The organism is Citrobacter sp. Cpo012, from assembly GCF_030333015.1.
GTDB lineage: Bacteria > Pseudomonadota > Gammaproteobacteria > Enterobacterales > Enterobacteriaceae > Citrobacter > Citrobacter portucalensis.
On record NZ_JAOWGR010000030.1, the window covers coordinates 20,892 to 43,893 of the forward strand.

A 23,002-nucleotide genomic window follows, 5' to 3' on the forward strand; every position below is an offset into this window, starting at 1 on the left:
CTTACCCCAGTAACGGTATTTTTGTGGTGGCGAGTTTAATGATGATGTACAGCACCACCAGCGCCAGCGGAAAAGCGATTAATCGCGCCTGCTGACTGCGCGCCCGACGATAATCGAGCGCAATAAAACCCAAAACGATGTAAATGATAACCCCAAACAGCTTTTCAGTCAGCCATGTCCCGTGCTCAGTGAATGGCAGGATGTGCGCTTTAACCATTAACGCTACGCCGCTGAGTAATAAAACGGTATCGACAACCGGCGGCACGATGCGCGTCCAGCGCGCGCAGGCAAGGCGCGAGTCGGTGTAACGCCACCAAAATCGCAGGATCAGCAAACCAACCGAAAGCGCAATGCTGATGAGATGGACGTTGAGTAACACACCGAAGGTACTCATGATGGGATGCGTCCAAGCGTAATTCGCTCGTTGCCGCCATAGTCACGACAGGTTTCAACTGCCACGTAACCCGCACGAGTAAAGGCATCACGGACGGCCTCGCCCTGCTGCCAACCATGTTCCAGCAACAGATAGCCGCCGGGGGTTAACATGCGCTGAGACTGGTCGATGATATGCACGATATCCGCCAGCCCCTGAGCGCCCGCCACCAGCGCCGACAGCGGTTCAAAGCGAACGTCGCCTTGCGCCAGGTGCGGATCCTGTTCGTCGATATACGGCGGATTGCTGACAATCATGTCAAACTGCTGTCCCTGCAATGCGCTGAACCAGTTACTTTGCAGCACGCAAACATTGTCGATGCCCAGTTGCTGCTTGTTGCGAATGGCCAGTGCCACGGCATCGGGCATGCGGTCTACGGCAGTCACTGCACAATCCGGACGCTCGGTTGCCAGCGCCAACGCAATGGCACCCGTGCCGGTTCCCAAATCAAGAATACGACACGCTGAGGCCGGCAGGCGAGCCAGCGCCTGCTCCACCAGACACTCGGTATCCGGACGCGGAATAAGCGTGGCTGGAGACACAAACAGCGGCAGCGACCAGAACTCACGCACGCCGGTTAAGTGTGCCACCGGCTCTCCCCGCTGACGCCGCTCCAGTAGCGTATCAAGCTGTTGACGCTGCGCCTCGGTTAACTCCGTTTCGCCGAAAGCCAGAATAAAGGTGCGCCCTTTGCCAGTAACGAACTCGAGTAAAATCTCGGCGTCACGGCGCGGGCTTTCGCTTGCCTGTAATTGGCTTATCGCTTCACGCAGCCAGTGCTGATAATCCATTAATCCTGCTCGGACAATGCCGCCAGTTGATCGGCCTGGTATTCCTGGACAATCGGCTCAATGAGCATATCCAGTTTGCCTTCCATCGCTTCATCCAGACGGTAGAGCGTCAGGTTAATGCGGTGATCGGTCACACGACCCTGCGGGAAGTTATAGGTACGGTTACGATCGCTGCGATCGCCACTGCCCAACAGGTTGCGGCGTTCAGAGGCTTCCGCCTGTTGACGTCTTGCCACTTCTGCGGCACGAATTCGCGCCCCCAGCACCGACATCGCTTTAGCTTTGTTTTTATGCTGTGAACGTTCGTCCTGGCATTCCACTACGATACCGGTCGGTAAGTGGGTAATACGGATTGCGGAGTCGGTGGTGTTAACGTGCTGACCGCCCGCGCCTGATGAACGGAAGGTGTCAATACGCAGATCGGCCGGGTTGATGTCCGGCAGTTCGGCATCCGGCAGTTCCGGCATAACCGCGACCGTACAGGCCGAGGTATGAATACGCCCCTGCGATTCCGTCGCAGGTACGCGCTGCACGCGATGGCCGCCAGACTCAAACTTCAGTCGCCCGTAAACGCCTTCGCCGCTAATCTTGGCAATGACTTCTTTAAACCCGCCATGCTCGCCTTCGCTGGCGCTCATGATCTCAACCCGCCAGCGACGCGATTCAGCGTAACGGCTGTACATGCGGAACAGATCGCCGGCAAACAGCGCCGCTTCATCACCACCGGTTCCCGCGCGCACTTCGAGGAAGGCGTTACGTTCGTCATCGGGATCTTTAGGTAATAGCAGGACCTGCAGATGCTGTTCCAGCTGCTCACATTTCTCTTTTGCCTCGCGCAGTTCATCCTGCGCCATTTCACGCATTTCAGGATCGTCGAGCATCATCTGAGCCGTCTCGATATCTTCCTGAACCTGTTGCCAGTCCGTAAAACAGCGAGATACATCGCTTAATTGCGCATATTCGCGCGACAGCGCACGAAAGCGATCCTGGTCTGCGATAGTACCCGCATCACCGAGCAGCGCCTGAACTTCTTCATGGCGTTCATGCAGGGCTTCCAGTTTGGCAACGATAGAAGGCTTCATAGGCGTAAATGCACCCTGTAAAAATAAGATTGGTGTGCTGCTACTCCAGCCCGAGGCTGTCGCGCAGAATATTCAGGCGTTCACTATCCCCGTCACGGGCGGCCTGTTGAAGTGATTTGGTTGGTGCATGAATCAGGCGATTGGTCAGTTTCCAGGCCAGATCCTGCATAATGGCTTGCGCATCACCGCCCTGTTGAAGAGCGGCCAACGCTTTGGCGGTCAGTTCATCACGGATCTGTTCTGACTGACTGCGATACTCGCGGATAGTGTCGCTTGCGCCCTGGGCGCGTAGCCAGGCCATAAACTCGCTGGCTTCCTGCTCCACTATCGTTTCGGCTTCCACCGCCGCCGCTTTGCGCTGGGCCAGGTTATGCGAAATGATGCTTTGCAGGTCATCAACGCTGTACAGATAGGCGTTAGACAATTTACCCACTTCCGGCTCGACATCGCGCGGTACGGCGATATCCACCAGCAACATAGGCTGATTGCGGCGGTTTTTAAGCGCACGTTCCACCATTCCTTTGCCGATAATCGGCAGCGGACTGGCGGTAGAACTGATAATGATATCGGCATCCTGTAAACGCGCGTCTATATCACTCAGTGAAATCACCTCGGCGCCGACTTCATCCGCCAGCACCTGCGCACGCTCGCGAGTACGGTTGGCGATGATCATCTTCTTCACTTTGTGCTCGCGCAGATGTCGCGCTACCAGCTCAATGGTTTCGCCCGCACCGACTAACAGCACGGTTACCGTGGAGAGCGATTCAAATATCTGCCGCGCCAGGGTACAGGCGGCAAACGCCACCGACACGGCGCTGGCGCCGATGTCAGTTTCTGTACGTACACGTTTTGCGACAGAGAATGATTTCTGGAACATGCGTTCCAGCGCACTGGCGTTCAGGTGACCTTTTTGCGAATCCGCAAACGCTTTTTTCACCTGCCCAAGAATTTGCGGTTCACCGAGCACCAGTGAATCCAGACCGCTGGCAACACGCATCAAATGACTGACCGCGTCGTTGTCCTGGTGCCAGTACAAGCTGTTGCGCAGATCTTCTTCATTGAGGTTATGGTATTCACACAGCCAGCGAACCAGCGCTTCTTGCAGGTTATCCTGCTCTTCAACGCTGAGATACAGCTCCGTGCGGTTACACGTCGACAGCACTACCCCGCCCTGCACCATCGGCTGCGCGAGCAGGCTGTCCAGCGCCTGATCGAGCGTATCCGGCGAAAACGTTACGCGTTCTCGCAGCGATACAGGTGCCGTTTTATGGTTAATACCAAGCGCTAAAAGGGTCATGTGTGCGGGAATAGTACCAGCGTTGATAAGGTTAGACTGGGTGCATCATACAGGATGCGTGCGGTCAATAAAAGAGACTGACCCCTTTTGGAGTAATAGCTTAGTGCACAAATTTAAGCGATTTAAGATAACTTGAACGTAGACGATGTCTGATGGCGGCGCTAGCATTAAGAGTTATAACTGCAACGTATCTCAAGGATTTGTCATCATTATGACCCTGCCTGATTTTCGCCTGATTCGCCTGCTGCCGCTGGCGGCCCTGGTTCTTACTGCCTGTACGCTCAACGCGCCTAAAGGTCCCGGTAAAAGCCCCGATTCTCCGCAGTGGCGCCAGCACCAACAGGAAGTTCGCGCCCTGAACCAGTATCAGACGCGTGGTGCGTTTGCCTATATTTCCGATCAACAGAAAGTGTATGCCCGCTTTTTCTGGCAGCAAACCGGTCAGGATCGCTATCGTCTCCTGCTGACCAACCCACTGGGCAGCACGGAACTGGAACTTAATGCGCAGCCTGGCAACGTCGAACTGGTCGATAACAAAGGCAAACATTACACCGCCGACGACGCTGAAGAGATGATCGGCAAACTGACCGGCATGCCTATCCCATTAAACAGCCTGCGCCAGTGGATCCTTGGACTGCCAGGTGACGCCACCGATTATAAGCTCGACGACCAATATCGTCTGAGTGAAGTGAACTACAGCAAAGACGGTAAAAACTGGAAAGTGGTCTATAGCGCCTACGACAGCAAAACCCAGCCAGCGATGCCAGCAAACATGGAGCTGTCCGACGGCTCCCAGCGTATTAAGCTGAAAATGGATAACTGGATTGTGAAATGATGACCCATTGGCCCTCTCCGGCAAAACTGAATTTGTTTTTATACATCACCGGACAGCGTGCGGACGGTTACCACACGCTGCAGACCTTATTTCAGTTTCTTGATTATGGCGACACGATAGATATTGCACCGCGTAGCGACGGCGAAATTCACCTGTTAACCCCAGTGGAAGGCGTTGCACATGAAGACAATCTGATCGTCCGTGCGGCACGTTTGCTGATGAAAGCGGCATCTGAAAACAATCGCCTTCCCAAAGGGAGCGGTGCGGACATCAGTATCGACAAACGCCTGCCGATGGGCGGCGGTCTTGGCGGAGGTTCGTCTAATGCGGCAACCGTTCTGGTGGCGCTGAACCATCTCTGGCAGTGCGGACTTTCAGTTGATGAACTGGCGGCACTCGGCTTAACGCTGGGGGCGGATGTTCCCGTATTCGTGCGCGGCCATGCGGCCTTTGCCGAAGGCGTTGGCGAAATTCTGACGCCGGTCGAGCCTGAGGAAAAGTGGTATCTGGTTGCTCATCCGGGAGTCAGTATTCCGACACCGGTGATTTTTAACGATCCCGACCTCCCGCGCAACACGCCAAAAAGGTCAATAAAAACGTTACTAAAATGTGAATTCGGCAATGATTGCGAGGTTATCGCAAGAAAACGTTTTCGCGAGGTTGATGCGGCGCTTTCCTGGCTGTTAGAATACGCGCCGTCGCGCCTGACTGGTACAGGGGCTTGTGTCTTTGCTGAATTTGACACTGAGTCTCGTGCTCGCCAGGTGCTTGAGCAAGCCCCGGAATGGCTCAAAGGCTTTGTGGCGAAAGGCGTCAACCTCTCCCCATTGCACAGAGCGTTACTCTAAATCCTTCGGATTTCAGGAAGATGGCGAAATGACGAATCGCCAGGTGCATACAACTTCAGTATGTAACTGGTGTGAGGAATTGATGCCAGCGCAAATGAAACGCGAAAGATAAAGAGTAAGCCGGGCAAGCTGAGTTGCGGTGACAACGTCACCCTGTTCCAGACGTTGCATCGCGCTCTTTAATACACCGCATGGAGAGGATACTGCCTGGCCCGCACAGTTTTCGGCAGATTCTTTCCACCAATGGACGCATGCCTGAGGTTCTTCTCGTGCCTGATATGAAGCTTTTTGCTGGTAACGCCACCCCGGAACTAGCACAACGTATTGCCAACCGCCTGTACACTTCACTCGGCGACGCCGCTGTAGGTCGCTTTAGCGACGGCGAAGTCAGCGTACAAATTAATGAAAATGTACGCGGTGGTGATATTTTCATCATCCAGTCCACTTGTGCCCCTACTAACGACAACCTGATGGAATTGGTCGTTATGGTTGATGCGCTGCGCCGTGCTTCCGCAGGCCGTATCACCGCCGTTATTCCTTACTTCGGCTATGCACGTCAGGATCGTCGCGTACGTTCCGCTCGTGTACCGATTACCGCTAAAGTCGTCGCTGATTTCCTGTCCAGCGTTGGCGTTGACCGCGTCCTCACCGTTGACCTGCATGCTGAACAGATCCAGGGCTTCTTTGACGTACCGGTTGATAACGTATTCGGTAGCCCGATCCTGTTAGAAGACATGCTGCAGCTGAACCTGGACAACCCGATTGTGGTTTCTCCGGATATCGGTGGCGTCGTGCGTGCCCGCGCTATCGCTAAACTGCTGAACGATACCGACATGGCTATCATCGACAAACGTCGCCCTCGTGCGAACGTTTCTCAGGTGATGCACATTATCGGTGACGTTGCTGGTCGTGACTGTGTTCTGGTTGATGACATGATCGATACCGGCGGTACGCTGTGCAAAGCAGCAGAAGCACTGAAAGAACGTGGTGCTAAACGCGTATTTGCTTACGCCACTCACCCGATCTTCTCAGGTAATGCGGCAAACAACCTGCGCAACTCAGTGATTGATGAAGTCGTTGTCTGTGACACTATTCCACTGACTGACGAAATCAAAGCGCTGCCAAACGTGCGTACATTGACCCTGTCGGGTATGCTGGCCGAAGCGATTCGTCGTATCAGCAACGAAGAATCCATCTCTGCTATGTTCGAGCATTAATCGAGCCCGGCTCAAAAACCCGCTGCGGCGGGTTTTTTTATCTGCAATACTTATTTGTATGACTTATGCCTCCTTCACCTGCCATTTAGTTGACAGATGATGCGCTCATGGATGAAACATTATTGTGAACAGATTATTTTCCTCACATGTGATGCCTTTCCGCGCCCTCATCGACGCTTGTTGGAAAGAAAAATATACTGCCTCTCGCTTTACCCGTGACCTGATCGCCGGGATAACCGTTGGGATCATCGCCATTCCGCTGGCAATGGCCCTGGCAATAGGCAGTGGCGTTGCGCCGCAGTACGGCCTGTATACCTCAGCCGTCGCTGGGATTGTTATCGCCCTTACCGGGGGATCGCGCTTTAGCGTATCTGGCCCAACCGCCGCCTTCGTGGTGATTCTGTATCCGGTGTCGCAACAGTTTGGGCTGGCAGGCCTGCTGGTTGCCACGCTCATGTCCGGGATATTCCTGATCCTTTTCGGCCTCGCTCGTTTTGGCCGCCTGATCGAATATATCCCCGTGTCGGTAACGTTAGGTTTTACATCGGGTATTGGTATCACCATCGGTACCATGCAGATTAAAGATTTTCTTGGCCTGCAGATGGCCCATGTCCCGGAGCACTATCTGCAGAAGGTCGGCGCGCTATTTATGGCCTTGCCGACCATCAACGTTGGCGATGCCGCCATTGGCGTAGTGACGCTGGGGATCCTGATTTTCTGGCCGCGCCTGGGGATCCGACTGCCGGGTCACCTTCCCGCACTGCTGGCAGGCTGCGCGGTAATGGGTATCGTGAACCTGACCGGCGGCCATGTCGCCACCATTGGTTCTCAGTTCCACTACATTCTGGCTGACGGCTCACAGGGTAATGGTATCCCGCAGTTGCTGCCGCAGCTGGTCCTGCCGTGGAATATGCCGGAGTCAAACTTTACCCTGAGCTGGAGCTCGTTACAGGCGCTGTTACCGGCAGCCTTCTCGATGGCGATGCTGGGGGCAATTGAATCTCTGCTGTGCGCCGTCGTACTCGATGGGATGACCGGCACCAAGCATAAAGCTAACAGCGAGTTGATTGGCCAGGGGCTGGGTAACATCGTGGCACCGTTCTTTGGCGGTATCACCGCCACAGCGGCAATTGCCCGCTCTGCGGCAAACGTCCGCGCCGGGGCGACCTCGCCAATCTCTGCGGTTATCCACGCGATTCTGGTGATCCTTGCCCTGCTGGTACTTGCACCGCTGCTTTCCTGGTTACCGCTTTCCGCCATGGCCGCCCTGCTGCTGATGGTGGCATGGAACATGAGTGAAGCGCATAAAGTGGTGGATTTGCTGCGCCATGCACCGAAAGACGACATCATTGTCATGCTGATGTGTATGTCGCTGACGGTACTGTTCGACATGGTTATTGCCATCAGTGTCGGTATCGTTCTCGCCTCTCTGCTGTTTATGCGTCGTATTGCGCGCATGACTCGCCTGGCGCCGGTCAACGTAGACGTACCGGACGATGTACTGGTGCTGCGCGTTATTGGTCCGCTGTTCTTTGCCGCGGCGGAAGGATTATTTACCGATCTCGAGTCACGTATTGAAGGTAAACGCATCGTAGTCTTGAAGTGGGACGCGGTCCCGGTACTGGATGCCGGTGGTCTGGACGCTTTCCAACGCTTTGTAAAACGTCTGCCGGAAGGTTGTGAATTACGCATCAGTAATCTGGAATTCCAGCCGCTACGTACCATGGCGCGCGCGGGCATTCAGCCGATTGCCGGGCGCCTGACGTTCTTCCCGAATAAAGATGCTGCGCTAGCAGATATCCGCTGACGTGTAGCCCGGCCAGGCGAAACGCCGCCGGATTACAAATGACAGACAAAAAAATGGCTCCCGTACGTGGGAGCCATTTTTATAACAAGCTTATTGCTTACGCGTTCAGCAGTTGCTCAGCCGTTGCCTTCACGCTTGCCAGCAGGACTTTAACATCCTCCAGACATACCGTCGGATTGAGCAGCGTTAGCTTCAGGCAGGTGACACCATCTGCTTCGGTCACGCCGACGTTGGCGCTACCTGAAGCCAGAAGAACGTCGCCAATACGCTGGTTCAGCAGCGCGACAAATGCCACGTCGTCACTTTGCGGGCGGAAGCGGAACAGCACGCTTGCCAGCTGCGGCTCCATCACCAGTTCAAGATGCGGCTGGGTTTTGACAAACTCAGCAACATCACGCGCCAGCGTCACACCGTTATCAATGATCTCGGCATACTGCTTTTTGCCCAGCGCTTCGAGGCCCATCCACAGCTTCAGCGCATCGAAACGACGCGTGGTCTGCAGCGACTTCGATACCAGGTTTGGTACGCCAGCCTCTTCATCGAAATCAGAGTTCAGGTACGCCGCCTGGTAACGCATCAGCTCGTAGTGGCGCGCATCTTTTAACAGGAACGCACCGCAACTGATGGTCTGGAAGAACTGCTTGTGGAAATCCAGCGTCACGGAATCTGCCAGTTCAAGGCCGTTCAGGAAGTCACGGTACTTATCAGAAAGCAGTAACGCCCCGCCCCATGCCGCATCCACGTGCATCCAGATCTGATGTTCTGCAGCCAGCGCTGCAATATCCGCTAACGGATCGATTGCGCCCGCATCGGTAGTACCGGCAGTGGCGACGATTGCCATCACCTGCTCACCGTTGGCTTTCGCCTGGGCCAGCTTGTCTTTCAGGTCAGCCAGATCCATGCGTGAAAACGCATCGGTCTTCACCTGGGTGACGGAACGGTAGCCCAGCCCCATCAGCGCCATGTTCTTCTGCACGGAGAAGTGCGCGCTTTCAGAGCAGAACACTTTGATTTTACTCAGATCACCGGTCAGACCATCCTGCTGAATGGAGTGCCCCTGGCGAGCGAAGAAAGCATCACGCGCCAGCATCAGGCCCATCAGGTTACTCTGCGTACCGCCGCTGGTGAATACGCCCGCATCGCCTGTCGGGTATCCAACCTGCTCACGCAACCACTCGATCAGCTTGATCTCAATGATGGTGGCCGACGGGCTCTGGTCCCAGGAGTCCATACTCTGGTTGGTGGCGTTGATCAGCACTTCCGCCGCCTGGCTAATTACCAGGCTCGGGCAGTGCAGATGCGCCACGCACTGCGCATGGTGAACCAACAAGCTGTCTTTGAGAAAGTATTCAACCGCACGCTCAATAGCGGCCTGGTTGCCCAGGCCCTGAGACGTAAAATTCAGGTTGATACGTTCACGCAGTTGCTCAACGGTTTTACCCTGATACATCTCAGGCTGCTTCAACCATTCAACGACCGCTTGCGTACTCTGCTCGATAGCGTCCTGATAAGCTGCAATGCTTTGCGCCGAGCCGGACAGAATCGGGTTTACGTCTGACATTCGATCCAACTCCGTTTAAACCGGCTTCACGCCAGCGCCCAGCAGGGCGTTTTCGAATTTATCGAGGAAGATTTCCAGCTCAGCGTTGGTGATCAGCAGTGACGGCAGCAGGCGCAGCACGCACCCGTTGCGGCCACCACGCTCCAGAATCAGCCCATTTTCGAAGCATTTTTTCTGCAGCAACGCGGACAGCTCGCCATCGGCCGGGTAGCAGCCCATGTGATCCTGTGCTTCGTTCGGCTTCACGATTTCCAGGCCGATCATCAGACCCAGACCGCGCACCTGGCCAATAACCGGGTAGCGTTTCTGCAGGTCAGCCAGTTTGCCTTTCAGCCACTCGCCCTGGGCAGCAACTTTATCGGCAATCTTGTCATCTTTGAGGATCTTCAGCGTTGTCAGACCGGTCGCCATCGCCAACTGGTTGCCGCGGAAAGTACCAGTGTGGTGGCCCGGAGCCCACGCATCGAACTGCTTTTTAATGCCCAGCACCGCCAGTGGCAGACCGCCGCCAACCGCTTTGGACATCACGATGATATCTGGCTCAATACCGGCATGTTCGAAGGCGAACAGTTTACCGGTACGTGCAAAGCCCGCCTGAACTTCATCGATGATCAGCAGAATGCCATGTTCCTGCGTCACTTTACGAATGCGTTGCAGCCACTCGACCGGAGCCGGATTCACGCCACCTTCACCCTGCACCGCTTCAAGGATCACGGCAGCCGGTTTACGCACGCCGCTTTCAACGTCGTTGATCAGGTTTTCGAAGTAGTAGGTTAATGCTTTAACGCCAGCGTCGCCGCCGATACCCAGCGGGCAACGGTATTGATGCGGATACGGCATAAACTGCACTTCCGCCATCATGTTGCTGACCGCTTCTTTCGGCGACAGGTTGCCGGTCACGGACAGCGCGCCGTGGGTCATCCCGTGGTAGCCACCGGAGAAACTGATGATGCTGGAACGGCCGGTGACTTTCTTCGCCAGCTTCAGCGCCGCTTCAACAGCATCAGCGCCGGACGGACCGGTGAACTGCAGGCAATATTCTTTGCCCTGACCCGGTAATAAAGAAAGTAAATATGATGAGAATTCATCTTTTAACGGCGTGGTAAGGTCAAGCGTATGTAACGGTAAGCCGCTTGTGATGACACTTTGAATGCTCTGCAGCACTTCAGGATGGTTATGACCAAGCGCCAGGGTTCCGGCACCTGCCAGGCAATCAAGATATTGATTATTTTCTACATCAGTAATCCAGACGCCCTGCGCTTTAGCGATCGCTAATGGCAGTTTACGTGGATAGCTGCGGACATTAGATTCAAACTCAGCCTGTCTTGCTAAAAAGGTATCATTGCTCTGCGGTAATGAATTAGCACTTAAAGTATCAATACGGACTTTATCCGTCATCATATCACTCCTACAACCAGGTGTAGATTAACGCCTGATTGAATAAATGGTTATAAGGATTACCTGTAAAAAAGCGCGGCTAATATATGTTGTTTTAGCTTAGGACTCAATCATTTATTTTTCGGCATTAAAAATAACAACTTTCTCCTTTAAATTCAAAGCGTAACAACTATTTACCATTACTAAATCCTAAAGAAATATATCTATTTAATTAACAATGTTGTAGCTAATTGCAACGCAGACAATCTAATAAAAACCATGGGATTTTCGTGTTTTTATTATTTTTTTTACACGTTTTTACCATTAATGATGCTCGCGACATCTTGTGATGACATGATTTTTCACTTATTTGTCGATAAATCGAATAAAAAAGTCGATCCCTAAATATAAATCACTTAGTATGGCGCGCTTATTTGCAGGCTATGTAGATAAAATTAATGCGCAGCACCCGATAACGCGTACAGGCGACACGCGTTATCGACAACAGGTATTCCCTGGGTTGTCAGCAGAAATGTTCGCGGGCGGACATTTCGTAAGGCGAACGTCGTTCCCTTATGCCGAGAATGAAAATTTTCTAGCCATACTTTTATGGCGCCCTGATATGAGATTGTTATGACTCGCATTTATCCACCATCCGTCGTTGCCAAATTTGGCGGCACCAGCGTCGCTGATTTTGATGCGATGAACCGCAGCGCCAGCATTGTCCTTGCTGATCAAGATGTCCGTTTAGTCGTTTTGTCTGCTTCTGCAGGCGTGACAAACTTACTGGTTGAGCTTTCTGAAGGTCTGGAAACACATCAACAATTAGATAAGATTGAGACTTTACGCGCCATCCAATACAACATTATTTCCCGCCTGAAGCAGCCGTCCGTTATCAGCACGGAAATCGATAATCTTCTCAAGAATATACGTCGACTTGCACAAACGGCGATGGTTTCGCCGTCTGATGCGTTAAGCGATGAGTTAGTCAGCCATGGCGAGCTGATGTCCTCGCTACTGTTTACTGAGGTCTTACGTGAACGGCATGCCGAGGCCGGGTGGTTTGACGCCCGCAGCGTGATGCGTACTAACTCGAACTTCGGCTGCGCCGAACCCGAGCTTGGCACACTGCACCACCAGGTGGAGACTCACCTGCGCCCTCGTCTTGAGCAAGCGATTATGGTGACTCAGGGATTTATCGGGCGTGATGCCGCAGGGCACACCACTACGCTTGGGCGCGGCGGTAGTGATTACACGGCTACGCTTCTCGGTGAGGCGCTTCACGCCACACGCGTTGACATCTGGACCGACGTCGCAGGGATCTACACCACCGACCCACGCATTGCACCACGGGCCAAACGAATCGACCATATATCATTTTCCGAGGCCAGCGATATGGCCGCCTACGGTGCGAAGGTCCTCCACCCGGCGACACTGCTCCCGGCAATGCGTAAAAGCATTCCGGTCTTTGTTGGCTCAAGTAAGGATACTACCGCCGGAGGTACGCTGGTGCACAACACCACCGATAATCCACCTCGCTATCGTGCGCTCGCCGTGCGTCGTAAACAGACGCTGTTGCGGTTACACAGCCTGGAGACGCAACCTTCCTGTTCTTTCCTGGCGCAGTCCTTCGCCATTTTAGCTCGCCATGCGGTCACGGTGGATTTGGTTACAACCTCAGAGAATAGTATTGCGCTGGCGCTGGACGCCACTCATGCAACCTCAGGTGAAGACCATGTGCTGACCACCGCATTGTTTACCGCCTTGTCCTCCCACTGTCGTGTGGAAGTGGAAACCGGGCTGGCGCTGGTCACTTTGGTGGGGAATCAACTCACACAGGCTGCGGGAGTTTGCAAAGACGTTTTTGCCTGGCTTGAAGAGCATACGGTACGAATGATTTGCCATGGGGCGTCAAACGACAACCTGAGTATCCTGTTGCCGGCTGACAATGCAGACAGCGCGATCAAAGCGTTACATTATCGGTTATTCGAATAACGCTTCTTTGTAGTATGCCACCAAAGGTAGAAGTCGTTTAATCCAGTACTGACGAACAAGCAGAGCCCTGGTTTTTAAACCAGGACTTTGTGTTCAAACAACTGCACTCCGAGTTGGGAGAGCTATTTAGTTATGCCGATGATTGGTATCACCGCGACGGCAGCGTTTGTCATAGTGGCGCACCCACCAGTAACGATCGCTGATTTGTTCGTGCCCCCCCACTCTGGCACCGGCCAACCAGAGGACTCCACCAACAAAAATACTGAGCACGGCACCATGTGCGAAAAACTGTGGCAGATTAAATTGCGGCAGTTGGTTTAAAATAGAGTAACCAACACCACCCACCATCACCACCAACCCTAAAGCCATGAGCACGTTACCGAGTAACGAAGCGTTTTTGCGTTTCATGTGTCACCTCCGGAACTTTGGGTTGTTACAGGGAATACCCCTAATCCTTATGTGTAAAGTATAGACAACACTGCCGTTCGCAAGTGCGGGAGCGATCACAATTACAAACACTCATGCAACAAAACTTTACAAATAAGCCACTGAACACACTCATTTTCTAATAGTCCATTTGTGCAATTATTCAGCTTTTGGCGATAAGCACGCAGTTTTTTGTCAACAGCAGCGTCAGACAGTAAACTACACGTCGTTTATCGAAACACTCAGGACAAAACACGTGGCGATTAAATTGATTGTCGGCCTGGCAAACCCCGGCGCAGAGTATGCGGCAACGCGACACAATGCAGGCGCATGGTATGTCGATCTGCTGGCAGAAAGATTACGCGCTCCCCTGCGCGATGAGCCGAAATTCTTCGGCTACACCTCCAGAGTTACGCTTGAAGGTGAAGACGTCCGTCTGCTGGTGCCAACCACATTTATGAATCTGAGCGGCAAGGCTGTCGGTGCGATGGCCAGTTTTTATCGTATTAACCCCGATGAAATTTTGGTCGCACACGATGAGTTAGACCTGCCCCCTGGCGTGGCCAAATTTAAGCTTGGCGGCGGTCATGGCGGACATAATGGCCTGAAAGACATCATTAGTAAGTTAGGTAATAACCCCAACTTTCATCGTTTACGCGTTGGAATTGGCCATCCGGGCGATAAAAACAAAGTTGTCGGATTTGTTTTAGGCAAACCGCCTGTTTCAGAACAGAAGTTAATTGATGAAGCAATTGACGAAGCGGCACGTTGTACCGAGATTTTGTTCAAAGACGGCCTGACCAAAGCGACGAGCCGGTTACACACCTTTAAAGCGCAATAAGCAGCGATGTGCGGCATTTTTCTCGCGTGCTGTGTATAATAGGCAAAGTTATTTACATTTCTACAATCTGTTTTCCATAACAGGTTGAATATCAAAAGATTAAGGTGATTTAAACATGGGATTCAAATGCGGTATCGTCGGTTTGCCAAACGTAGGCAAATCCACCCTGTTCAACGCGCTCACAAAAGCGGGTATTGAAGCGGCAAACTTCCCGTTCTGTACTATCGAGCCGAACACCGGTGTTGTCCCGATGCCCGATCCGCGTCTGGATCAGCTGGCCGAAATCGTCAAACCGCAGCGTATCCTGCCAACAACGATGGAATTCGTCGACATCGCCGGTCTGGTAAAAGGCGCGTCTAAAGGTGAAGGCCTGGGTAACCAGTTCCTGACCAACATCCGTGAAACCGAAGCTATCGGCCACGTGGTGCGTTGCTTTGAAAACGACAACATCATCCACGTTAATAACAAAGTGGATCCGGCTGACGACATTGAAGTTATCAATACCGAGCTGGCGTTGTCCGACCTCGACACCTGTGAGCGCGCTATCCATCGCGTGCAGAAAAAGGCCAAAGGCGGCGACAAAGACGCTAAAGCAGAACTGGCTGCGCTGGAAAAATGCCTGCCACAGCTGGAAAACGCTGGCATGCTGCGCGCGCTGAAAACGCTGACTGACGAAGACAAAGCGGCTATCAAATACCTGAGTTTCCTGACGCTGAAGCCAACAATGTACATCGCCAACGTCAACGAAGACGGTTTTGAAAATAACCCGTACCTCGATAAAGTGCGCGAAATCGCGGCTGCCGAAGGTTCTGTTGTGGTTGCCGTTTGCGCAGCCGTTGAAGCTGACATCGCAGAACTGGATGATGCTGACCGTGAAGAATTCATGGCTGAAATGGGTCTGGAAGAGCCGGGTCTGAACCGCGTTATCCGTGCTGGCTACGAATTGCTGAACCTGCAGACCTACTTCACCGCTGGCGTGAAAGAAGTCCGGGCATGGACCATTCCTGTCGGTGCCACGGCTCCGCAGGCAGCCGGTAAAATCCATACCGACTTCGAGAAAGGCTTTATCCGCGCACAAACCATCGCGTTTGAAGATTTCATCACCTATAAAGGTGAGCAAGGTGCGAAAGAAGCTGGGAAAATGCGTGCCGAAGGTAAGGACTATATCGTCAAAGATGGCGATATCATGAACTTCCTGTTCAACGTCTAATAAAATCTACTGTCTCGTGAGGTTTCAACGAATCTCATGAAAATGACAAAACCTATAAAATCCACGCAATTGCGTGGATTTTTCATTTCATAATGTCTCAACTTATTGAATAGGCCCCGTCGTGAGGAAAGAATTTGTCTACGAGCGTGGGGTCAGTCCAACCAGCAGGATTGCCAGGCAAACCACTGGTTGCCTGGCAAAAAGGTCAGGAGACGATTATCAGAAGTTCCATTTCGCGCCGATCATTGCCGCACTGTCATTATAGCCTTTATCACCCACCTGCACGCCGACATTGCCCCACAGGTTGAAACGTGGGCTGACCTGCCCTTCGACACCCACTTTCACCTCACCCAGGTTTTTCGTTCCGGCCTGGCTGACGTTAACGCCGTCCATCCGGGTGCTGAAATCACGGGTATTGTGCAGCCAATTAACTTCGGCAAACGGCTGGAACTCACGCGCTTTACCGTTATCGAGCTGGCTGTGGCCTTTGATCCAGGTTTTCACACCAAGACGCGTTTGCACATTACCGTCACCGCTGCTGGTGATGCGGGTGCCGTTGCTTTCACGGTGATCGTCGGCTTTCACGCCCATCCACACGGCCTGTGCCTGCGGCTGGATATACCATTCGTTGGTCGAACCTTCACGCGTCTGGTATTCCCCCATTTTCCAGGTGTAGCCGGTTTCCACCGAGGCGTTCACCCCTTTCGATTTATAGGATTCGCCCTGCAGACCTTCACCCTTCACGCTGTTGTTAAACCAGTTGTACTGTGCCCAGGTATCGACATACAGCCCGCTGTGCGTCTCGTCGTTGGCATACCAGGTTGAGTAAACCCCGGCGGAATAGCCGTTCACAGACCCTTTCGAACCATACTGCGTACGTGACGTGTGGGTATTGCTGTGGTCGTTGCCGTAACCGGCCATCAGACCAAGATGCCAGCGGTCAAGACCACTCTGGCTCCACTGCGCCACATCACCGCCCAGTTGAACGGCGTAACGGTTGCTCTGCGTTTTGAGCTGCCCGCTGCCATCACGCCAGTTGTTGTGGCCGCCCACGTGACGCATCCACATGCTGGTGACTTTTTGCTCGCCGGTTAACGCGTCGATGAACTGTGTTTCACCCAGGCGATCGTGCAGACGGGTCACAAACAGGGTGTTAGCCGCCGCCAGGTTTGCGGTGTAGCTGCCGCCTTCCGGACGCAGATCCGGCGTTTCTTTATCACCCGGATCCGTGCCCGGGTCCGTTTTGCTGCTGTTCAGATACCAGTTACTGCTGTTTTCACCGGTACCGCGGTTCAGGGTGTAGTCATACGCCCCGGCAACAATACGGCCTTTCTGGGTGAAATCACCGTCGGACGCCCCCTCAACGGTAATAACTTCAATACCGTTGATGGTCGCCGCCCCTTTGCCCCCGGCGTTTGTCACCGTGACATACGTGTTGCCGGAGGTATCGCCTTCCACCACCAGCTTATCGGTGACGGATTTATCGTCGCCGAGCGCGGTGTTAAGCGAAAGCAGCCCGTCGTTACCCGCATAGTTACCCTTAATCACCAGCTGGTTTCCGGCCTGCTTCCCGGAAACCCCGGTAGCCATCGTGCCGCTGTTAGTGACGTTTCCACCCACCGTAAAGGTGTGAGTGCCTGTGCTTTCAGCGGTGCCAACCTGAAGCAGACCGGCGTTGTCGATATCACCCGTCACGCCGCCGAACCCGGATAATTTCCCCTGATCTGCGATAGTGACCTGCGTGCTGCTCAGCACCACTGAAGCGCTCTCGCTGCCCAGTTGCAGTCCGCCCTGCTCAATGTGTGTGCTACCGGTCCACGCGGCATTGTCGCCCACGGTGATGGTGCCGCTGCCGAGTTTGGTGACACTGCCTGCGCCGGTAATGCTGTTGTTCAGCTCCCAGCTACTGGCGCTGTTGAGCACCAGGGAACCGGCGTTTTTCACCGCCGCATCGCCCAGATGTTCAGCCACGGACGCGGTAAGCTGCGATCCACCATCAATGTCAAAGGTTCCGGTAAACTCGCTGTTGTTACCGGCCAGCACCACATCGCTGTCGGTCAGTTCGACACTGCCGTTATCGCTGATGGCGTTGTACAGCACGCCTGCGGCATTACTTAACGCCAGCGTACCGGCCGCCACGATGTCACCAGTACCGAGGCCCAGCGTAGAGTTCAGCAACGCCGTGGCCCCTTCGGCAATCGTGGTTTTCGCGGTCATAGTGCTGTTTTCACCCGTGACAGTCAGCGTTCCTCCGTTCAGGTTGAGCGCGCCGCTACCTGTTAAGGTGCCGTTCGCCTCACCGCCATCCGCAATCGTCAGGCTGCCACCATGGATATTCAGCAAAGAATCGACAGCGGCCGTCAGTTTACCGACCGTCTGGCTGTAGCCGTTCATATCAAAACCAGTGTCAGATGCCAGACGCAGTTCGCTGGTCTGCCCCAGCACGTCGTTGTTATTCATCAGCAGGTTGCCGCTACGCACATCGGTGATGCCGGTGTAGTCGTTATCCATATTGGAAAGTGACACGGTCTGGCCTTTGGCGCTGTCGAATGCCAGGTCGCCGGTGCCAGTGACGCGGGCGCTGAGGTCAGCGGCATTACCTGTTTTATCGTTGGCATCCAGCACCAGCGCGTTACTGCCGGACGCTAGCAGTTCAACCTGCGTCAGCCCGTAGCTGATATACAACCCGTCGTCGTTTTCTCCACCGGTCAGGCGGTAGTCATAAGTGCCTTTGGCCACCACTTCATCATTCTGCTCGATGTCGGCCACCACGCCATCGCTGATGACGTTGCCGTCTTTGTCGGTTAACGTCAGGTTGCCCGCGCCACCCTGCACAGCGGAGTCAGAGGTGGCCAGTTTGATCAACTCCTGTGCGTCGTCCTGCTCAAGCAGGGAGAGCGTCGTATCCGCCTGTGGACGATCATTGCTGACGCTGCCGGTATCCACCTGAACGGTCCCGCGACCACTCAGATCCATTTCACCCGCATGGATCGTACCATCCGCTTGCGTTTTGCCCGGTGTAACACCGTCGAAGCTCACCGTGCCGCCGTTAAACGCCAGCCCACCGATATTCTGTTCGCCCTTGCCGACATGCGTGAGGCTGCCTTCACCCGCGCTCAGCGTCGCTTTAGCCAGGGCCTGAGTATTTAACCCGGCCAGTTCAAAGGTGCTGTTTTGCAGCGCAAGCGTGCCCTGGAAACCGTCTGCGGCATTGTTGGCGGTAAAATCAAACGCCTTGCCGGACGCATCCACAGACACGGTCCCGGTTCCCGAGAGGTGGCTGTTGAACGCCATATCGCCGGTCGCGTTCAGTTGCAGCGTACTGTTCGTATCAATGCTGTAACCCGTATTCGCTGCATCATCTTTTGCGTCACCCAGGACGAAGTCGACGTTATTGACGGTAAACACGGAGTTGCTGGTCAGATCGATATGCTCCATGCCGGTAATGGCGTCGGCACTGTTCAGAGTGTACTGTGCGTTCTGCAACCGGAGCGTGTCTTCACCTTCTCCACCATTCAGGCTGGTGAAGAGCGAGGTTTCCGTCGCCTTGATGTCTTTCAGCAAGAAGAGATCGCTGCCGTTACCGGTGGTGATATCCGTTGCCGTACTGCCGGACTCCAGCGTGATGGTGTTGTCACCACTCAGTAAATTCACCATCCCAGTGATGCTGGCTTCCGCGGCATTGGTAAAGGCAATACCCTTACCTTTGACGATTTCCAACGCTTTTTGCGAAGCATCCAGCGCGCGGATCACCCCTTTATTAAGGAAACTTTCCAGTGAGCCGTTATCTGCATCGACCACCGCATGCGAGGTGGAAACCGACGTCAGCTCGCCCGACTGTTCAATATTTTTCGTGGTCCCGCCGACGACCAGCGCTTCTGCACCATCGCGGTCCAGCACGTTCACGCTGGCACCGGTTTTCAGGTCTGCGGACGAATTGGTGACGATCCCTTTGCCGCTCGCCTGCTGGACGTTGATGACCAGGTCGCGCGAATCGGACATATCCAGAGTCTGATTGGTTTGCGAACCATCAATGTTTTCAAACAGGATACCTGTGCCGCTGCCAGTGACGTTGATGGTGCCAGAGTTGATCCGATCCATGGAAGCCCCGGTATGCACACCAACGCCGTTTCCGACGGTAATGTGGGTCTCTTTGAGTTGAATACCGGCAAGGTTGGCCTGGTTTTCAATGGCGTTACCGCTGCCGCCCGCGGCCATCGTGATGGTTGCGCCATCAACGACCAGCCCTTTCGCCCCGCTTGCCAACAGAATGGCGTGCGCCGTGCCGTCAGCGGTAGTTTGCCCTTCACCGGTCAGGTTAAGCGTTGCGTCGCTCCCGACCAGATACGCCGCGGTGCCATCGGTGGCAGAAACTGTCGCGATATTGTTCACCACGGAATCTGCGCCCTGAATATTGACCGCCACGCCATTCACCTGAATATCGCCGTCATTGTTCAGCGTACCGCCGGAAATCAGCACCCCGGTACTGTCAGGCTGATCAAAGTCAATGGTACCTTTGTGATTTAGCGTACCGCCATTGCGGGCGATATAGCCGAAAGCACCGTCAGCGGTGTTGGCCGTTTCAAGGGTGGCATAGCTGGTTAATACCGACTCACCTTTTTTGGCTTCTACGACTTCGCCGTCCAGGGCATAGTAGTTTCCGTCAACAACGCCCGCCGTTGTGCCCTTACCGGCGACTTTAACAATATCGGCATCCGCCGTGATTGTCCCCGTCGCGCCGCCTTCAATGCGAACACCAGTTGAGCCTTCGCCTATAATGCTTAACGCCAGCTTGCCGGAGTTAAAACTGCTGCCTGCGTCCGTCGTAAGGATAATGGTGGAGTTATCACCCGTTGCATTCATTTGTGACATATTGGTGTTGGAGCCATCAAACGCAGCGCCGCCATCGACGCGATAAAGCGTCGAATCTGTCGTCGAAACCGTCTGATTACTCGTGGAATTATCGATAATTGACGCTCCAGAACCGTAGATGTAATACCCTGTCTGGTGACTCCCGTCATTGAAAGTGACCGTTCCGTTATCCACCAGGGTGATAGTGCCTTTATCACGCGCCTGCACACCGATGGCATAATCGCCATTGAGATTGACTTCGCCTGATACTACCGCGAGGGCATCCTCACCGCTTGCCCGGATACCGTAGTTAGCGTAATGCGTACCCTCATCAACACCGGAGTTGACGTTAATGACACCAGCGTGCGTGATTTTCCCACCGGCTTCCACATCAATACCGATACTGTTTTGCCCGTTCTGATTGATAATGCCTTTGTTCACGACCCGGTTTTCACTGGTACCTGATTTTACGTTGAGCCCCACGTTGGCAATCGAGGATTCGCCAGGCAGTTCGCCATTGATCTCTATCGTGCCATTTTGATTCAACGTCGCGGTATTTTTAACAACGATGGCTGTTGCGTTCGTTGTCTGAGAACCTATTACGATTTTTGAGGCCGCATCTCCGTTATACGTCGCACTGCCTGATAACAGAACACCGATGGAGTCTCCCGAAATACGAAGGTCGTTAGTCGCATCCGAACCCTCACGTTGAGCCTCCCGGCCAATGTACAACATGCCGTTATGGTTGAATGTTGATTGCTGGCCGGCCTCAACACCTGTTGTGACCGGTGTGCCAGTGGTACTCGTCTGCGCTGTTGATGCGACATTGATCGTGCCATCATTTGTCAGCACCGCAGACGAAGAGAGTAGGACACCTTTATTACTGTATTGAGAAGAGCTCGTTGCCAGGTTAATCACGCCAGCGGCATTGTTATTAACAGTGGATGTGCCGTTTGCCAGGATAGCCGTGTGCTGGCCTGCTGCGACTAATGCTGCGCTCGAACCCAATTTTTCAGCCATGTCAGGGTTAGTCCCTGCATCAACAACCCCGTTGTTCTCAAATACAGAACCACTGTGAACGGCGACGACATAGGCCCCACGAAGCGTATTGTTATTCGACCCTAGTGTGCCCTCATTGATTAAGGTTGCACCATTTTCCAGGTTAACCAGCGATGCATCAGACCAAAAAAGTTGCAGATTAGCGTCTTTATCAATGTTAATAACGGCATCTTTGCCGGTTCCGTGGATGTAGGAGACGGTATCACGATTAACCGTTCCTCTAACTGCATCATCAGACGCAATCCCATCCTCATTCGCATAAATAGGGATAGACCCGGTAGTTCGCGCCAAATTCAGTTCAGCGTTGTACTCTGCACTGGTCATTGAGAGCTCACCTTTTTCAATCGCTGCGATTAACGCAGCGTTGTAAGCTTTAAACTCCTCCACATTTGTCACATTTTGTGGCCCAAGTTTGCTGGTGAACTCACCTGTAAATTCGTCAATCACTGGGTACGCAATAGCCGTGCCACCACTGTGATTGTTGTAATCATTACCTAACTGGGCTATTGTTTTAGAATGGTAATTAAGCTCTGCTTTGTCACCAGACTCACTGGAAACATTAAAAACTGATGCTTTATTTATGCTACTCGTATTTGAACTTTTGAAAACAGCGCTAAATAAGTTTTCCCTATCATTAATCCAGTTGACATCCTGACTTCCAACATTGACATCAAGAGTGGCTCCACTATTAACGTTGTATAGATTACGATCTATATACTGGCCGTTAGCACCCACGGCATTTGAAATCGTAACATTAAAGTCGGCGAGAGAGTTAATGACCATCGCATCATTATCGTAGACCGCTATTGATGTCGTATTCCCGGTAACTGGATCTATAAAGTCAATTACTTTGCTTTGCGAGCCGATGTTAAATATGTTGTTATTCTTAACATACTCACTATTAGTACCTAGAAGACCTTTATCATAAGCCTCACCCAGAGTCATATTGGTGTAACCACTATTACCATACGAAACATTCGAAAAGCTACCTGACAATGTATTATCCCGTCCACTCACTGTTATCTCTATGGCATCTTGTGGGGTCATGGAGTCTACTACATAATCTGTTGCCTGTGATTTCGCTGGAAAAAGTGCAAGCATTAATAAAGCGACAGGTGCCATTCGAAAAACATATGCATTCTGGAATTCTGCGCTGTATTGTTCTTCCGTAATAAGCGAAGAACTGCTTGATTGTACGTTTCCACGTGCCAGTTCGGAAACAACAACGGCACACGAGCGGGCTACGCTCCAGATAACCTTAAATACTTTGTTCATCATCTCACTCGCTTTTAACAGCCCATTTTCTTTCGCGATTACTTCACAGGTGAATTTGGGCCAAAATTATCAGTGCCTGATTTTTAGCTCAGGCGTT

At 53.2% G+C, this 23,002-nt stretch carries 15 protein-coding genes; 7 read left to right on the forward strand and 8 right to left on the reverse strand.

Features of this window, described 5'->3' with window-relative positions:
- Position 1: 1 nt before the first annotated feature.
- From sirB2 to hemA, 4 genes are read right to left on the reverse strand one after another with little or no spacing between them, the layout of a single operon-like run.
- A complete protein-coding gene (sirB2, locus tag OGX90_RS02350; protein WP_071446252.1) occupies positions 2–394 on the reverse strand; it encodes an invasion regulator SirB2 in 393 nt (130 codons plus the stop codon).
- Entirely contained in the window at positions 391–1,224 is an 834-nt protein-coding gene (gene prmC / locus OGX90_RS02355; protein ID WP_071446250.1) for a peptide chain release factor N(5)-glutamine methyltransferase, read from the reverse strand. The genes sirB2 and prmC overlap by 4 nt, the downstream gene beginning before the upstream one ends.
- Complete coding sequence (gene prfA, locus OGX90_RS02360; protein ID WP_003020786.1) at positions 1,224–2,306, reverse strand: peptide chain release factor 1; 1,083 nt, start codon at positions 2,304–2,306, stop codon at positions 1,224–1,226. The genes prmC and prfA overlap by 1 nt, the downstream gene beginning before the upstream one ends.
- Before the next feature lie 40 nt (positions 2,307–2,346).
- Positions 2,347–3,603 carry a glutamyl-tRNA reductase gene (gene hemA / locus OGX90_RS02365; RefSeq protein ID WP_003833420.1) on the reverse strand — a complete coding sequence of 419 codons (1,257 nt, stop codon included), beginning with the start codon at positions 3,601–3,603 and terminating at the stop codon, positions 2,347–2,349.
- Between the two features lie 211 nt (positions 3,604–3,814).
- On the opposite strand from hemA, the gene lolB reads away from it, so the two are divergent.
- The 4 genes from lolB (at position 3,815) to dauA (ending at position 8,310) form a co-directional block, all read left to right on the forward strand.
- Positions 3,815–4,438, forward strand: a complete 624-nt coding sequence (gene lolB / locus OGX90_RS02370; RefSeq protein ID WP_003833422.1) for a lipoprotein insertase outer membrane protein LolB — start codon at positions 3,815–3,817, stop codon at positions 4,436–4,438.
- Positions 4,435–5,286: a 4-(cytidine 5'-diphospho)-2-C-methyl-D-erythritol kinase gene (gene ispE, locus OGX90_RS02375; protein ID WP_218659191.1), complete on the forward strand. Its 852-nt coding sequence runs from the start codon at positions 4,435–4,437 to the stop codon at positions 5,284–5,286. Before lolB ends, ispE begins: the two co-directional genes overlap by 4 nt.
- Positions 5,287–5,555: 269 nt before the next feature.
- The gene (prs, locus tag OGX90_RS02380; RefSeq protein WP_001518537.1) at positions 5,556–6,503 is read left to right on the forward strand and encodes a ribose-phosphate diphosphokinase; all 948 of its coding nucleotides are present in this window, start codon (positions 5,556–5,558) and stop codon (positions 6,501–6,503) included.
- 124 nt (positions 6,504–6,627) lie between these two features.
- Entirely contained in the window at positions 6,628–8,310 is a 1,683-nt protein-coding gene (gene dauA / locus OGX90_RS02385; RefSeq protein WP_008784981.1) for a C4-dicarboxylic acid transporter DauA, read from the forward strand.
- A 97-nt stretch (positions 8,311–8,407) separates the two neighbouring features.
- On the opposite strand, the gene OGX90_RS02390 is transcribed toward dauA, so the two are convergent.
- Together OGX90_RS02390 and OGX90_RS02395 are read right to left on the reverse strand one after the other, a co-directional pair.
- Positions 8,408–9,871: a pyridoxal phosphate-dependent decarboxylase family protein gene (locus OGX90_RS02390; protein ID WP_032943714.1), complete on the reverse strand. Its 1,464-nt coding sequence runs from the start codon at positions 9,869–9,871 to the stop codon at positions 8,408–8,410.
- Positions 9,872–9,886: 15 nt separating this feature from the next.
- Positions 9,887–11,272: a diaminobutyrate--2-oxoglutarate transaminase gene (locus OGX90_RS02395; protein ID WP_008784983.1), complete on the reverse strand. Its 1,386-nt coding sequence runs from the start codon at positions 11,270–11,272 to the stop codon at positions 9,887–9,889.
- 609 nt (positions 11,273–11,881) lie between these two features.
- On the opposite strand from OGX90_RS02395, the gene lysC reads away from it, so the two are divergent.
- A complete protein-coding gene (gene lysC / locus OGX90_RS02400) occupies positions 11,882–13,243 on the forward strand; it encodes a lysine-sensitive aspartokinase 3 (protein ID WP_234691998.1) in 1,362 nt (453 codons plus the stop codon).
- 126 nt (positions 13,244–13,369) lie between these two features.
- On the opposite strand, the gene ychH is transcribed toward lysC, so the two are convergent.
- A complete protein-coding gene (ychH, locus tag OGX90_RS02405; protein WP_003833480.1) occupies positions 13,370–13,651 on the reverse strand; it encodes a stress-induced protein YchH in 282 nt (93 codons plus the stop codon).
- A 274-nt stretch (positions 13,652–13,925) separates the two neighbouring features.
- Between ychH and pth the strand changes: the two genes are divergently transcribed.
- The gene (gene pth, locus OGX90_RS02410) at positions 13,926–14,510 is read left to right on the forward strand and encodes an aminoacyl-tRNA hydrolase (protein WP_003020814.1); all 585 of its coding nucleotides are present in this window, start codon (positions 13,926–13,928) and stop codon (positions 14,508–14,510) included.
- 115 nt (positions 14,511–14,625) lie between these two features.
- Entirely contained in the window at positions 14,626–15,720 is a 1,095-nt protein-coding gene (gene ychF / locus OGX90_RS02415; protein WP_003020818.1) for a redox-regulated ATPase YchF, read from the forward strand.
- 219 nt (positions 15,721–15,939) lie between these two features.
- Here the strand turns inward: ychF and OGX90_RS02420 are convergent, their stop codons facing one another.
- Positions 15,940–22,905 carry an autotransporter outer membrane beta-barrel domain-containing protein gene (locus OGX90_RS02420; protein ID WP_286585156.1) on the reverse strand — a complete coding sequence of 2,322 codons (6,966 nt, stop codon included), beginning with the start codon at positions 22,903–22,905 and terminating at the stop codon, positions 15,940–15,942.
- Positions 22,906–23,002 lie beyond the last annotated feature (97 nt).

Bases quoted from the DNA above. Each gene is read 5' to 3' on its own strand.
- sirB2 (WP_071446252.1), bottom strand. From the start codon at position 394: ATGAGTACCTTCGGTGTGTTACTCAACGTCCATCTCATCAGCATTGCG.
- prmC (WP_071446250.1), bottom strand. From the start codon at position 1,224: ATGGATTATCAGCACTGGCTGCGTGAAGCGATAAGCCAATTACAGGCA.
- prfA (WP_003020786.1), bottom strand. From the start codon at position 2,306: ATGAAGCCTTCTATCGTTGCCAAACTGGAAGCCCTGCATGAACGCCAT.
- hemA (WP_003833420.1), bottom strand. From the start codon at position 3,603: ATGACCCTTTTAGCGCTTGGTATTAACCATAAAACGGCACCTGTATCG.
- lolB (WP_003833422.1), top strand. From the start codon at position 3,815: ATGACCCTGCCTGATTTTCGCCTGATTCGCCTGCTGCCGCTGGCGGCC.
- ispE (WP_218659191.1), top strand. From the start codon at position 4,435: ATGATGACCCATTGGCCCTCTCCGGCAAAACTGAATTTGTTTTTATAC.
- OGX90_RS02390 (WP_032943714.1), bottom strand. From the start codon at position 9,871: ATGTCAGACGTAAACCCGATTCTGTCCGGCTCGGCGCAAAGCATTGCA.
- OGX90_RS02395 (WP_008784983.1), bottom strand. From the start codon at position 11,272: ATGATGACGGATAAAGTCCGTATTGATACTTTAAGTGCTAATTCATTA.
- lysC (WP_234691998.1), top strand. From the start codon at position 11,882: ATGACTCGCATTTATCCACCATCCGTCGTTGCCAAATTTGGCGGCACC.
- ychH (WP_003833480.1), bottom strand. From the start codon at position 13,651: ATGAAACGCAAAAACGCTTCGTTACTCGGTAACGTGCTCATGGCTTTA.
- ychF (WP_003020818.1), top strand. From the start codon at position 14,626: ATGGGATTCAAATGCGGTATCGTCGGTTTGCCAAACGTAGGCAAATCC.
- OGX90_RS02420 (WP_286585156.1), bottom strand. From the start codon at position 22,905: ATGAACAAAGTATTTAAGGTTATCTGGAGCGTAGCCCGCTCGTGTGCC.